Annotated in this window: 12 protein-coding genes; 3 read left to right on the forward strand and 9 right to left on the reverse strand. The window is 42.6% G+C overall.

Features of this window, described 5'->3' with window-relative positions; genetic code table 11:
* The first annotated feature begins 110 nt into the window (after positions 1 to 110).
* Both DWY37_RS11510 and DWY37_RS11515 read left to right on the forward strand, forming a co-directional pair.
* Positions 111 to 353 (forward strand): hypothetical protein, encoded by a 243-nt coding sequence (locus DWY37_RS11510; RefSeq protein ID WP_117698055.1) that lies wholly within the window; start codon positions 111 to 113, stop codon positions 351 to 353.
* 116 nt (positions 354 to 469) lie between these two features.
* Entirely contained in the window at positions 470 to 1,225 is a 756-nt protein-coding gene (locus DWY37_RS11515; protein ID WP_117698054.1) for an exodeoxyribonuclease III, read from the forward strand.
* A gap of 56 nt (positions 1,226 to 1,281) precedes the next feature.
* On the opposite strand, the gene DWY37_RS11520 is transcribed toward DWY37_RS11515, so the two are convergent.
* The 3 genes from DWY37_RS11520 to DWY37_RS11530 form a co-directional block, all read right to left on the reverse strand.
* Positions 1,282 to 3,942 carry a sensor domain-containing phosphodiesterase gene (locus DWY37_RS11520; protein WP_117698053.1) on the reverse strand — a complete coding sequence of 887 codons (2,661 nt, stop codon included), beginning with the start codon at positions 3,940 to 3,942 and terminating at the stop codon, positions 1,282 to 1,284.
* A 5-nt stretch (positions 3,943 to 3,947) separates the two neighbouring features.
* Positions 3,948 to 5,426 carry a methyltransferase gene (locus DWY37_RS11525; protein ID WP_118541408.1) on the reverse strand — a complete coding sequence of 493 codons (1,479 nt, stop codon included), beginning with the start codon at positions 5,424 to 5,426 and terminating at the stop codon, positions 3,948 to 3,950.
* An 86-nt stretch (positions 5,427 to 5,512) separates the two neighbouring features.
* The gene (locus DWY37_RS11530; protein ID WP_117698050.1) at positions 5,513 to 6,301 is read right to left on the reverse strand and encodes a peptidoglycan recognition protein family protein; all 789 of its coding nucleotides are present in this window, start codon (positions 6,299 to 6,301) and stop codon (positions 5,513 to 5,515) included.
* Between the two features lie 222 nt (positions 6,302 to 6,523).
* On the opposite strand from DWY37_RS11530, the gene DWY37_RS16300 reads away from it, so the two are divergent.
* Positions 6,524 to 6,658, forward strand: coding sequence for a hypothetical protein (locus DWY37_RS16300; RefSeq protein ID WP_022244007.1), 135 nt, complete (start codon positions 6,524 to 6,526; stop codon positions 6,656 to 6,658).
* Between the two features lie 21 nt (positions 6,659 to 6,679).
* Here the strand turns inward: DWY37_RS16300 and DWY37_RS11535 are convergent, their stop codons facing one another.
* The 6 genes from DWY37_RS11535 to DWY37_RS11555 form a co-directional block, all read right to left on the reverse strand.
* A complete protein-coding gene (locus tag DWY37_RS11535) occupies positions 6,680 to 8,062 on the reverse strand; it encodes an MATE family efflux transporter (RefSeq protein WP_158575687.1) in 1,383 nt (460 codons plus the stop codon).
* Positions 8,052 to 8,501 (reverse strand): winged helix-turn-helix domain-containing protein, encoded by a 450-nt coding sequence (locus DWY37_RS11540; protein ID WP_117842012.1) that lies wholly within the window; start codon positions 8,499 to 8,501, stop codon positions 8,052 to 8,054. Before DWY37_RS11540 ends, DWY37_RS11535 begins: the two co-directional genes overlap by 11 nt.
* 94 nt (positions 8,502 to 8,595) lie before the next feature.
* Positions 8,596 to 9,888 (reverse strand): C40 family peptidase, encoded by a 1,293-nt coding sequence (locus DWY37_RS11545; protein WP_118541404.1) that lies wholly within the window; start codon positions 9,886 to 9,888, stop codon positions 8,596 to 8,598.
* A 95-nt stretch (positions 9,889 to 9,983) separates the two neighbouring features.
* The gene (locus tag DWY37_RS15855) at positions 9,984 to 10,151 is read right to left on the reverse strand and encodes a hypothetical protein (RefSeq protein ID WP_158575688.1); all 168 of its coding nucleotides are present in this window, start codon (positions 10,149 to 10,151) and stop codon (positions 9,984 to 9,986) included.
* 218 nt (positions 10,152 to 10,369) lie between these two features.
* Entirely contained in the window at positions 10,370 to 11,356 is a 987-nt protein-coding gene (locus DWY37_RS11550; protein ID WP_118544533.1) for a Gfo/Idh/MocA family protein, read from the reverse strand.
* Positions 11,353 to 12,699, reverse strand: a complete 1,347-nt coding sequence (locus DWY37_RS11555) for an MATE family efflux transporter (protein WP_117698046.1) — start codon at positions 12,697 to 12,699, stop codon at positions 11,353 to 11,355. The genes DWY37_RS11550 and DWY37_RS11555 overlap by 4 nt, the downstream gene beginning before the upstream one ends.
* Between the last annotated feature and the right edge of the window lie 19 nt (positions 12,700 to 12,718).

Below are 12,718 nucleotides of genomic sequence, written 5' to 3' on the forward strand. Positions count from 1 at the left end.
ATGAAATACCGCAGTTCTAAGCTGCATATTTTTCTTTTTGTGATAGAAAGCAGTCTTTCCAATGTTTGACAAGATGCCGGTACTGTCCGCCGGAGTACGGATGCCTTTTAATGGCTGTTAGGGGCACTTGGAATTTCGTCCGGCACCCGGCAACGCTGGCACAGGGACGTGCCAGCGAGGCACATATGAACATGGATGTGAATTTGTGCCGGTTGCCGGACCTGACAAAATATGTCTCGAAATTCTTAGTGCCCCTTGCAGTTATTATGTGGCATCCGCACCTGGCGGACAGTGACGGCATCCGGTCAAAGCAACGGAAAGACAGTTTACCATTAAGAAAAATATGCAGCTAAGAATTGCTGGCATTTCACATCACATAAGCCACCAATTCTTCGAATACAGATCTTTTTCAAATAAAACACCGCTTTTTCGCAATCACCGATATGTATCAATAAAAAGGAGACTCACTATGAAATTTATTTCTTGGAATGTAAATGGCTTACGTGCCTGTGTCAATAAAGGATTTTTAGATTTCTTCCATGAAATCAATGCAGATGCATTCTGTATTCAGGAGACTAAACTGCAGGAAGGACAGATTGACCTTTCCCTTCCGGGCTATTACCAGTACTGGAATTATGCGAAGAAAAAAGGCTATTCCGGCACTGCCATCTTTACCAAAAAGGAACCTCTTTCTGTAAACTATGGCATTGGCATCCCGGAGCATGATGAAGAAGGACGTGTTATCACATTAGAATATGAAAACTACTATCTCATCACCTGCTACACGCCAAACTCCCAGAGCGAACTGGCAAGGCTTTCCTACCGTATGGAATGGGAAGATGCTTTTTTACAGTATTTAAAGGGATTAGAAGAAAAGAAACCGGTTATTTTCTGCGGTGACCTGAATGTTGCCCACAAAGAAATTGATTTGAAGAATCCGAAAACCAACCGTAAAAATGCCGGATTTACAGATGAAGAACGGGAAAAATTCTCTGTTCTTTTAGAGAATGGTTTTATCGACACCTTCCGTTATTTCTACCCGGAACAGGAAGGCATCTACTCCTGGTGGTCCTACCGTTTCCACGCAAGGGAAAAGAATGCCGGATGGCGTATTGATTATTTTCTGGTTTCCCAGTCCTTAAAAGAGAAGTTAAAGGGAGCTGCCATTCATACGGAAGTTCCTGGTTCCGACCATTGTCCGGTAGAACTGGAGATAGACTGCTAAACTTAAAATGAGTAAAAAGCTTTCCTTCCATCAGCTTTTTACTCATTCTTTTATTTCTACAGATACTTCTTTTCAAAGTCCTCTGCACGCATTGGCTTACCATAATAATAACCCTGAATATACTGCACCTTCATGCTGCGGAGCTTCTCCACCTGTTCCGTTTCCTCTACCCCCTCTACACAAATCCGTACTCCGATGGTCTCTGCCAGTTCTGATACCATCTTTACAAAGGCCTCTGCATACTCATCTTTTCCAATGTCAATGATAAAGCAGCGGTCTATCTTGATAATGTCAATCGGCAGCTCACGGATATGGTTCAAGGAAGAATAACCTGTTCCAAAATCGTCCAGTGCAACCTTTACTCCAAGGCTCTTGATATCCGAAAGAATCCTCTTCATACGCTTCATATCGTTAATTGCAAGGCTCTCTGTTACTTCAAGGGTAAGGTTTGCCGGATCCATCTTTGTCTCTTCCAACACTTCCCTGACTTTTTCTTTCATATCATTCTGCAATAGCTGTACCACCGAAAGATTTACATTGACATGATACTCCGGATGTCCCATGTCATTCCAGTATTTACAACGGTGGCAGGCTTCTTTCAATGCAAAGCTTCCGATTGGATTGATAAGTCCTAAATATTCTGCCAGTGGAATAAATTCAGACGGGGAAATCATCCCCATTGCCTCGGAATTCCAGCGGATAAGTGCCTCTGCTCCACTACATGGATCTCCCGGTCTGGAAATATCCACAATCGGCTGATAATACACCTCAAATTCCTGGCAGGAATTTGTAGTGGCATAACGCATATTCTTCTCTAAATCAAGCCGCTTAAAGGATGTTGCTTCTACATTCTCATCATAGAATTCTATACGGTTTTTACCGCCTTTTTTTGCTTCGTATAAAGCAATATCTGCTTTTTTGATTAATTCCTGTACATTGTCTCCGTCATCCGGGAAACATACCACCCCCATACTCATGGTACAGTAGTAATCTCCACCTTTTAAGAACCACGGCTTGGAGAAAATATTCCTAATCTCTGTTAAAATCTCATCCAGACGCTGATATTCTTCCTGATTAACAATGATGATAAACTCATCACCACCCATGCGGTAGCAGGTAGAATCCAGTCCGGTCACTCCCTGCAGGCTTCTTGAAATCGTCTGCAGCAGAATATCCCCATACTGATGTCCCAGACCATCATTAATATGCTTAAAGTCATCCAGGTCAATATAGCAGAGTGCTCCCTTGCCACCCTGTTCCCTGGCTCTCTGGATATAGATTTCCACATCATGCTCACAACGCATTCTGTTATAAAGTCCCGTCAGGAAATCATTATTCGCCTGGCGTTCAATCTTCTGCTGATAAAGCTTTTTATCCGTCACATCATAAACCGTCAGCAGCATAACCCTTCTGCCATCCACCCAGTTAATCTGGGTATGATAAATGTCAAAATACCGGTTATCCTCTTTGGAATAATATTCTACAAAATTACCATTTCCATAACGCTTATTACCGGAACGGAAAATCTCATCCTGCTGCTTTTCAAACCGGCCATCTGCAAATAACCTGTGAAACTGCTGGTTCGTATAAAGAATCTTCTCCGAAAGCATATCCCTTACACAGATTCCACAGCCTACATTTTCAAGGATTGCCTCTAAGGATGCATAAGAACTTGCCAGCGAATTCTTTGTAATCCGCTTAATCAAAATACTCTGCACAATCTGTTTTACTTCATTTAAAAATTTAATATCGGAAACATCCCAGATACGGCGTTTCCGCAGTTCAAAGAAGCATAAATACATGGCAGCTTCCCCGTTAATCTCTACCGGCAGGCTGATTGCCGCCTGAATATTCCATTTTTCAAAAAACTGTGCAAATGCGGGCGGCAGTATGGAATCTGCTGAAATCATATAAGGCTTGCCATTGGTAAAAGGAAATTCTGATGTGGAAATGCCCTGGCATTTTGCAATCAATGCATCCTCTTCCTCCAGACAGCATTCACTTATCATATCCGCAGTCTCGCCATCCCGGTTAATACGGAGCAATGCTGCATTACTGATTTTCAGATAATTGCATACATCTGTCAGAATTTCGTCTGCAATTTTGGAAAAGCCATTTTCACTCTCCAGCATTTTCACGATAGAAGTCATGACCTCTGTACGCTGTAATTCTGTCTTAATCTGCTCCTGGCTTTCCCTGTTTTTGGCAAATGCTTCCTGTGCCAGAAGCTCATCCAACTTTGTAGCAAAATACTGTTTGGATATATAGGTTAAAAAATCAAGTGAATTGTAATACTGCTTTGTCGTAGTCTTCTGGATATTCTCCGGAATCTCCTGTTCTGGTGCGGCTATATCAGAAAGCACACCAATGACAATCCAGATTGCTGCAATCTTACCGCCTACACGGATTGCAACACCGTTCATTTTCAAATAATCCTCTTCCAATGGTTCTTCCACTACATCTTCCATCTCAGAGGTAATCAGTCTGTTCAGCAGCACAATATGGCGTGCCATACCGACTTTTTCATGAATATAATTCAGTTCTTCCTTGGAACCATATGCCTTGGTCACAACCCCCTGCATCTGGCTTAAGCATACACAATATAAATTATTACAGGCACAGAAACGGTCCTGTAATCCCTGAAGCACTCTTCCGTCGAGTAATTCCGCTCCAAACATTAACTCATTACTCCCCTGCATGTCCAACTTCTGCTTCATTTTTGTTACCCCTTTTTACCGACTATAAATAAATAAAAACCTTCTTTTTCCCGTATACAGAACTCGTCTAATAGACGATATTCCATATGTCTCCGCAGCTGTTTCTTTACAAAGCCGCCCTCATTGGAATATAAAATCATATGACCACCATTTTTCAGGAATTTTCCTGCACAATCAAAGAACTGACTGTAAAAGGCATCCTGTTCTTCTCTTGTTTTCTTCCCTCTCAATGGCATATTGGAAATGATTTCATCAAAAAGGTATTTATGTGTAAAATCAAAAAAATCACGATTAATATAATTAATCTGCCTTCCTGCCGCTTTGGCATTCTCTCTTGCCTTTATCACAGCCTCTCCAAAAATATCCAGTCCGTACATATCTCCCGCCGGCACCAGAAGGTCACGTTCTATTAACATGGTACCAACTCCGCAGCACGGATCTAATACCTGTGCACCCTTTTTCAGATAAGGTTCTGCCAGCTTCATAAATAATGCTGCATTTGCCGGATGAATGGATGCTGCAACTGCTTCCTTCCGGTAAGAAAATCTCCGCATTGGAATCGTAAATAATTTACAGGATGGATATAATGTGCCATCCGTATTCTTTGTAAGCCGCAATTCTATTTCATAGCCATCTACCGTATTTAACAGCTGATGTCCGGTTAAATCTTCTAATGCTGCTGCCGCTTTCCGGATAAAGCTGCCTTTTTCTTCCGGAGCAATGCCCCTTACTTCCATGCGGAAGCGAAATGGTGGATTGCCCTCATGCAGCCTGTTTAATAACTCCATAAGATTTGATTTTACATATGCCTCTGCTACCGCTTCCGGTTCTGCAGCAATCCGGTGTCCCCCGGACAACAGCAACAGCATCTCCCGGAAAGTACGAATCTTTATCACATCCCTAAGATGTGTCGTCTTTACTTTTACACCTGCCGGAACCAGCACCGGACGATCTTTTTTTATCTGTTCTGCCGTAATCTCACGATATGCAGGATTGGTTGTCAGAAGCACTTCTACCTCTTCTTCATATCCAGTAAAACGATGCTTCTTATTCTGGTTCAGCCCACCTAACAATTTATCCAGAGCATGCAGTTCTTCCGTTCTGTGCTTCTTTTCGCTTTCTGCCGGAACTTCTGCTAACAATTCCTTGTAACGCTTCCCGAATGCGTCCTGATAAATCTCTATATCAAGTCCATTCATTGCAGTAAGATAAGAACTTTTCACAAAGCGTGTATTCTCCCTCTGGTATGCCTCAAACAGTGCTTTTGCCGCCCCTGATTCATTTGTCTCACCCAGAATAAGTGCTGCATTTTTCCGGATTTTAGCATCTTCGGAACTCAAAAAAGCATACAAAACCGGATGCGTTGCATGGTATTCTTTCCATTCCTTCAATGCATCCTGATTTTTTATGCTTTTCTTTAATTCTATCAGATTTTCACGTATATTCGTCTCTTCGGTCAGTGCCTTACAAATCTCTTCTAACATGTTTTTCCTTCTTACAACCAGTGGACTTTTCGTCTCTCCACTATCAATGATTTAATATTACTTGAAATCAGAAGATTTGGCAAGACTTACTCCTTGTCATTTTTTAGATTTTCCGGGGCAACTCCATTCTTTTCTATATAATCTGCCACATCCAACTTAAACTGTTTCCAGGCATCCTCATGTTCCACATAATATTTCGGACAGTTTTTTCCGGTTACGTCATAATGACGGATGACATCATCCATGGTCAGATCATATCTGCCACAAAGCCATGCCACCAGATGCACTAATGTCTGGTAGGTGGCATCGTTGAATCTTCCGGTATCGTCCGGGATACAGCATTCGATGGAAATAGTATCACTGTTCCTGTCATTGGATGCATAGGAAATTTCTTTGCATGGGATGCATTGAATCAGTTCACCATCCAGTCCGATGACAAAATGACTGCTGGCATGTGTTTCATGGCTGTCCTTTAAGCCTTCAAAATAATCACGGTTCTGCTGTGCTGTGGTTCCCGGATTTGCAGTATAATGCACCACAATGCCATTTACCTGATCAATTGCAAGTCCCGGTCTGGAATAATCATTTATCGTAAGAAGCTGCACATCATAATCCGGCGGATTTTCTACCACTTTGGTAACGGCTGCCGGCACATCTGCTGCTGCCAAATGTTTTCCCCTTATCCAGCGGAGCAATTTCCCACCTAATACAAATATGAAAATTACTACAAGAACAATTCCTAAAAGCAGCAGCATTCTCTGAATCCGCACCTGCTGCTGTCTTCTTCTGCGCCGGTATTCTGCTGCTGTATGTGGTTTCTCATATGTATATTTTTTTCTTCCTGTTTTTCTCTTTCCTCTTCCGGTCTGTCTCATTTATTTTTATCTGCTCCTATATGCGTTATCTGTTATTTCATTCCTTATCATCATACACCAAATGTTCCTTACATTTTATTAACAAAAACTTAATTTTCTTTTATGGTAATTTTACACAATTTTTTCACATCTTTTTTGTTGACATTTACCAAAGGTAAGTATATAATACTAAATGAACAAAGAGGTTTGTTCAGATAATAAATTGCATAAGGAGGGATTTGTATGTTCTTAGAGCAGGATGCAGTGCTGGGTCTTTCCAGGTTCGTAGCAAAATACGAAGCATATGTAAGAGAGATGAAAGCACAGAAGAAAGAACCTGTTACCATGTTAGCTTATCTGGTAGAAATGGTTCAGTAGACCAGTTGACCAAACGGCGCTTCATAGCCGCCGCTTTCCGTCACTGGTCTTTTTTTTTGTTCTTTTTTTCTCACTCTTTTGGAAATAACAAAACACAAATGGAATGCTGATGATTGCAGTCAGCCCATCTGACAATGCCTGCGCAATCTCCACTCCCGCCAGTCCGATCCATTCCGGTAGAAGGAAAATCAACGGAAGAAATACAATTCCCTGACGGCACGCTGATAGAAATGCCGCCTTCCCCTGCTGCCCGATTCCCTGAAACAGCATATTACTTAAAATTCCTATCGGAATCAGCGGAAGAATCAGGCACTGGCTTCGAAAAGTAAAAATGCCGATTCGTGCTGCCATATCCTCTTTTAAAAAGAAGTTCATGGTCATCGGTGCGAAAAGGAATCCTGCCAGACCGATTCCTGCCGCCGCTATGGTGCTGCTCCATAAAGTAAAAATAAATGCCTGCTTTAACTTTTTTTTATTTTCAGCTCCAAACTGATACCCTGCCACCGGCTGAAAACCCTGACCATATCCGATAAAAAGGCTGAAAAATACCATAAATAACCGTCCGTCTACAGACATTGCTGCTACTGCCGCATCTCCATATCCTACCGCCTGCCGGTTTAACAATACAGCTGCCACGCTGGCAAATCCCTGCCTGCAAAGCGACGGCAGACCATTTTTTATAATGCTACCATAGTCCTTTATTTTAAAAAAATTTTTACTTTGTTTCTTTCCATTCAGTTTCATTCTGCCATGCCAGAAACAGCCTCCCAGTACCATCGCTGCCACTGCCTGTCCGATAAATGCCGCTAATGCGGCTCCTTTTACTCCAAGATTTAAGACAAACAGAAACACCGGTGTCAGTATAATATCAAGAATTCCACCGGTTACCATTCCTGCCATGGATGCTTTCGCCCTGCCTTGTGCCCGAAGAAGCGTACCAAGTACCAGTGTCTCTATGGTAAAGGGTGCCGACAGCAATACAAAGAGAGCATATTCCCTTGCATATGGAAGCAGCTCTGTTGTTGCACCGGAAAGCTTCAGCAAAGGTGTCAAAAAAATCAGACCTGCCCCCAGACTTATAAGTCCAAGCAGCAGCCCTGACATAATTGCTGAATTTGCAATCTGCTCTGCCTGCTCTTTTTCTTTCTTTCCAAGGAGCCTTGAAACAAGGCTTCCCGCTCCCATGCCAACAGTATAGCCCACTGCCTGTATCCATGCCACCAGTGCAAATGTAATTCCGACCGCTCCGGTTGCCCTGCTTCCAAGTCTTGTTACAAAGAAGGTATCCACGATACTGTAAGCAGAAATTACCAGCATACTAAATACCGTAGGTGCCGCCAGTGACAAAATCACACGATGCACCGGTTCTGTTTCCATCCCCTGTTCCAGGCTCTTATTCTCCATGAGTGCCCTCACTGTCTGATGGAACATATTTATATCCGACTCCGTGCACCGTTATGATATAACGCGGCCGTCTGGGATTCTTTTCAATTTTCTTCCGGATACTCTTAATATAGGAATCTATTGTTCTGTCATAGCCATCAAAGGCATCCTCTAACGCATAAGTAATCAACTGGTTTCTGCTATATACCCGGTGGGGAGATTTCACCATGGTATATAAAATTTTATATTCATTAGGTGTCAGATGAATCTTTTTCCTGCCTCTTCTGATACAATGATTGTCTACTTCTAAGATGCAGGCCGTTCCAATTTCAATCTGACTTCCTGCCCGCCTGTCTTCTTCGTATACAATGCGGTAGCCCTCTTCTAAAAGCTGCTGGCAGAGTTCCTGGGGCATCCTTCCTTCTGACTCCTGAATGATAATGGTTCCCTTTGTTCCCATATATCTTCTATCCTTCCTGCTACAATCTTTTCTACTAATTTATACTCTTTTCTATTGTAGTCAGTATCTCCACGGATAAAATTTTTTATTCTCTTTATACAATTCTTCGGATAGAAAGAATCGTCCGGTAGCCTGCATTTGATACTTTAATTCCGGTCTTTGCTGAACTTGCATGCACAATCTGTCCGCTTCCGATATAGATTCCGATATGACCGGAATACCAGATTAAATCTCCCGGCTGTGCTTCTGCCAAAGATGCCACTGCACTTCCGCAGGCTCCCTGCTCACCGGAAGTTCTTGGCAGATTAATTCCAAAATTCCTATATACACTCTGCACAAAGCCGGAACAGTCCGCCCCATTTGTAAGGCTGGTTCCACCATATACATATGGATTTCCTACAAACTGCAATCCATAATCTGCAATCTGCCTGCCTAAACCGGCATCAGATGCAGACGCCCCTGTTCCGCTGTTTCCGGATGCAGCATTTCCAGATGTTGAAGCTTTAGATGTTGCATTCCCCGCTGTTGTATGATTGGTGCTCTGCTTCGCTGCTGCCTTCTTTTGTGCTGCTGCCTGCTGCTCTTCCTCTTTTCTTCTTTCTTCTGCTTCCTGTGCCGCTCTTCTTGCGGCTTCTTCTCTTGCTAACCGTTCTGTTTCTTCCTGAATGGATTCTGCATGGGGATATTCCGTATAGGTTTCTACATAATCTGCTGCCACATAGCCCTCCCCTTCCTCTGCATCAACCTTTAACCAGCCATCCAGTGTCTCTGTTACCGTTAGTATATCGCCTCCCGGTACCAGTCCTAATACGGCAGCCTCTGTGGATGCTTCCGTACGCACTTTTAAAGTTGTTGTAGTTACCCGGGCAAGCTGTGTGCCAATTTCTTCCGCAAGTGCTCTTGCTTCTTCTCCCACACAGACATATTCTGCACTGACATATCCGCTGACTGAACCGGAAGTAATATAATACCAGCCCTCTTCTGCTGCCTCTATCACACCTACCGTATTACGGTAAAGTTTTCCAAGCACTTCTCCTTCTGTAGACGGTTCTTTTCGAATATTCACATAATTCGGTGCGATTGCAACCGCAAGTTCCGGCTGGTCTGCTGCCGGCATTTCCTCTTCTGCATTTCCAAGTGAAAGTTCTGTCACACCATTTACATCTGCTCCGCCTGCTGCTTCATGCTCTGCCAATTCACCTGCTTCTGTCTGTATCTGCTGAATCGCATACTGTTCTGATAAAATACGCTGCTCATTCAGTGCACGGATTACACCTGCACCAGATACAGCTGGTGCCTCCATGGCATTGACATTGGTCCATAATGAAGTTGTAGTTGTCAGGATTGCGGCTGCAAACCATAATTTTTTTACTGTTTTGTATTTCATATCTGTCTCCTTACCTATGTAATCATCAGGTATTGCAGAAGAGATATTCTATTTATTTTTACTAAGTAAGAAATAGCCGGGCAGCCCGGCAAGTACTAAGGCTGTATCATAACTGCAAGGGGCACTAAGAATTTCGGATTATATTCTTTTTTATCCGGCAAGCGGTGCAAATTCACATCCATGTTCATCTGCGCCTCGCCGGTACTTCCATGTACCGGCGTTGCCTGTTTCCATACGAAATTCCAAGTGCCCCTAACAGCCATGAAAATGCCTTCGCACTTTGCCGGACTGTCTGGCTATTGTTCATTTTCTAAAATAAATTCAAATAATTTTCTCTTCTCGCAATTTCCTATGTAATCATTCGCAAGTTGTTACGAACTTGTTACATCTTATTACATAGATTTGGAGATAGTGTGGAGATAGAAGGATTACCTTCGTCAAATACAATTTAGTCAAGTACGATTGACTAAATCATACTTGACTAATTTTCATCACACGGAAATACAATTCCGGCATCCGCTCTTGCCCGGGTCAGTATCCGGCTGACCGCAAGGCTGTGGTCGAGCATTTCGTAGCAGGTTTCAGTGTCCTTTGATGCTATCTCATTTACAAAGGAAACAAACTCTGCATACATCCGGTGTGCATCTCCATTTCCATCATAGGATACCTCTCTTCCATCCCGGTAATGGATGGTCACTGCGCCGCAGACATTACACGGGCTGTTCTGGGCAATGTAGCCTTCGCTTCCTTCAATGCGATATTCCGGCTGTCCCTGACAGTCCTTTGCACCTATTGCAACTGCCTGAAAGCCGGGATAAGATAAAATTGCAACACCGCTGGTGTCAATTCCTTTTTCCGTGTTTGCGGTATAATGCACAGACTGCGGTTCTCCAAAGAAGCCTTCTAAATACTGGATATTATATAAGTTTAAATCCATCAAAGCTCCACCTGCCTGCTTTGCATCAAAAACAGGAATGTTTTCTCCATTCTGGAAACGGTCATATTTTCTGGAATATTGGCTGAAATTGCAGACTGCCATTTTAATTTTGCCAATCGTCGGTAACTGCTCTTTGATAAACTGATAGTTCGACTGATACCGTGTGGTAATAGCTTCAAATAAAAATACTCCCTGCTTCTTTGCAAGGGCACAAAGCTCCTCTGCCTGTCTTTCATTGGCTGTCATGGGTTTTTCTACAATAACATGTTTTCCACGAAGAACTGCTTCTTTTGCCATTTCAAAATGTAAAAGATTTGGCACAGCAATATAGACAGTATCAATTTCCGAATCCAGAAGCTTTTCATAATCACTTACTGCAAGCTGCATCTGATACTGTTCTTTTAGTTTTTCTGCTTTTGCTTCACTGCGCTTTGTTCCACAAATTCCATAGCAGGAAAGCCCTTTTACCTGCTGCAATACCGGAAGTACTTCTTCTACGATAGTTCCTGTTCCTACGATTCCAAGCTTCATTTCTTTTCTTCCTTTCCACGGATATACGGGTCTCTGTAATAGGATATGACAAGCTGGATACACATCAGGCACCAGATAACCGGCTCACAGATAATTACACCAAAATATTTCAAGATTGGGATAAACAATAGAACAAATGCAATTTTTCCTACCAGCTCTATCATGCTTGAAACCAGTGGCACTACCTTTTTACCAAGTCCCTGTAACACATTTCGAAGTACCAGCAGAATTCCAAGAACCGAATAAAACGGTGTATTCCAGCGGATATATCTGGCACCATTTTCAAGAACTACACTTTCGGATGAGCCGGAGAGCAATGCAATCAGGGAAGGTGCGGCAAATGCAACAATAACGGTAATAAATACTGCCCAGCCAACAGACAGTATCATGGCATACCGTACTACCTTAAGGATACGGTCACGCTGGTCTGCTCCCCGGTTCTGGGATACAAAGGTTGCTGTTGCCATTGCCAGTGGCATTAATGGCAACGAACAAAAACTGTTTAATTTTCGTGCTGCTGTATGTCCCGCAATAATCAGATAACCCAGCTGATTGATAGCATATTGCAGGATTACTGTTCCTGCAGATACAATAGCTAACATAAAGCCCATGGAAAGCCCCTGGCCTGTCAGTTCCAGGTAAAGTGGTCCATCTACTTTAAAATGCTCCCGTGCCGGTATTAAAATCTTACATTTTTTCATAATATAAATGGCACATAATACTGCAGAAATTCCCTGTGCTACCACCGTTGCCACTGCTGCACCGCGGATTCCCATCTGAAACTGTGTAATAAAAAGAACATCCAGTACAATATTGATAACGGACGAAATAATCAGAAATGCCAGCGGCATAAAACTGTTTCCAATTGCACGAAGCAATCCGGACAACAGATTATATGCAAACATTACTCCAACACAGATTGTTACAATATAAATATAAGAATAGGATTCCTCAATGATTTCTGATGGTGTATGTAACAAGACCAGAAGCGGACGAAGTCCAATCTGTGCAATCAGCATTACACCAACCGTCACCGCTGCTCCAATTACCAAAGAGCCTGCAACTGCACGCTTTAACAAGTCTTTATCTCCTACACCAAAGCTTCTTGCCACTACCATGCTAAGTCCATTTCCAAACCCCAGTGCAAATCCTACCAGCAGTTCATAAACCGCTGCACATGCACCGATTGCTGCCAGTGATTCATCACCCAGAAAATGGCCTACTATCATGGTATCTGCCGCATTATAGAGCTGCTGAAATAAATTGGAAATAATAAGTGGAATTGCAAATAAAATCAAAGATTTTAAAATATTACCCTCTAATAAATCTGTTTTTGTATGCATCCTTTTAACCTCATCCTTT

Origin of the sequence: Roseburia sp. AF25-13LB, from assembly GCF_003478915.1 — a bacterium.
Taxonomy (GTDB): Bacteria; Bacillota; Clostridia; order Lachnospirales; family Lachnospiraceae; genus Roseburia_C; species Roseburia_C amylophila.

Excerpts from the sequence above, each read along its gene's own strand:
- DWY37_RS11510 (WP_117698055.1), top strand. The coding sequence starts at position 111 with ATGGCTGTTAGGGGCACTTGGAATTTCGTCCGGCACCCGGCAACGCTG.
- DWY37_RS11530 (WP_117698050.1), bottom strand. The coding sequence starts at position 6,301 with ATGAGACAGACCGGAAGAGGAAAGAGAAAAACAGGAAGAAAAAAATAT.
- DWY37_RS16300 (WP_022244007.1), top strand. The coding sequence starts at position 6,524 with ATGTTCTTAGAGCAGGATGCAGTGCTGGGTCTTTCCAGGTTCGTAGCA.
- DWY37_RS15855 (WP_158575688.1), bottom strand. The coding sequence starts at position 10,151 with ATGGCTGTTAGGGGCACTTGGAATTTCGTATGGAAACAGGCAACGCCG.
- DWY37_RS11520 (WP_117698053.1), bottom strand. The coding sequence starts at position 3,942 with ATGAAGCAGAAGTTGGACATGCAGGGGAGTAATGAGTTAATGTTTGGA.
- DWY37_RS11545 (WP_118541404.1), bottom strand. The coding sequence starts at position 9,888 with ATGAAATACAAAACAGTAAAAAAATTATGGTTTGCAGCCGCAATCCTG.
- DWY37_RS11540 (WP_117842012.1), bottom strand. The coding sequence starts at position 8,501 with ATGGGAACAAAGGGAACCATTATCATTCAGGAGTCAGAAGGAAGGATG.
- DWY37_RS11550 (WP_118544533.1), bottom strand. The coding sequence starts at position 11,356 with ATGAAGCTTGGAATCGTAGGAACAGGAACTATCGTAGAAGAAGTACTT.
- DWY37_RS11515 (WP_117698054.1), top strand. The coding sequence starts at position 470 with ATGAAATTTATTTCTTGGAATGTAAATGGCTTACGTGCCTGTGTCAAT.
- DWY37_RS11555 (WP_117698046.1), bottom strand. The coding sequence starts at position 12,699 with ATGCATACAAAAACAGATTTATTAGAGGGTAATATTTTAAAATCTTTG.
- DWY37_RS11525 (WP_118541408.1), bottom strand. The coding sequence starts at position 5,426 with ATGTTAGAAGAGATTTGTAAGGCACTGACCGAAGAGACGAATATACGT.
- DWY37_RS11535 (WP_158575687.1), bottom strand. The coding sequence starts at position 8,062 with ATGGAGAATAAGAGCCTGGAACAGGGGATGGAAACAGAACCGGTGCAT.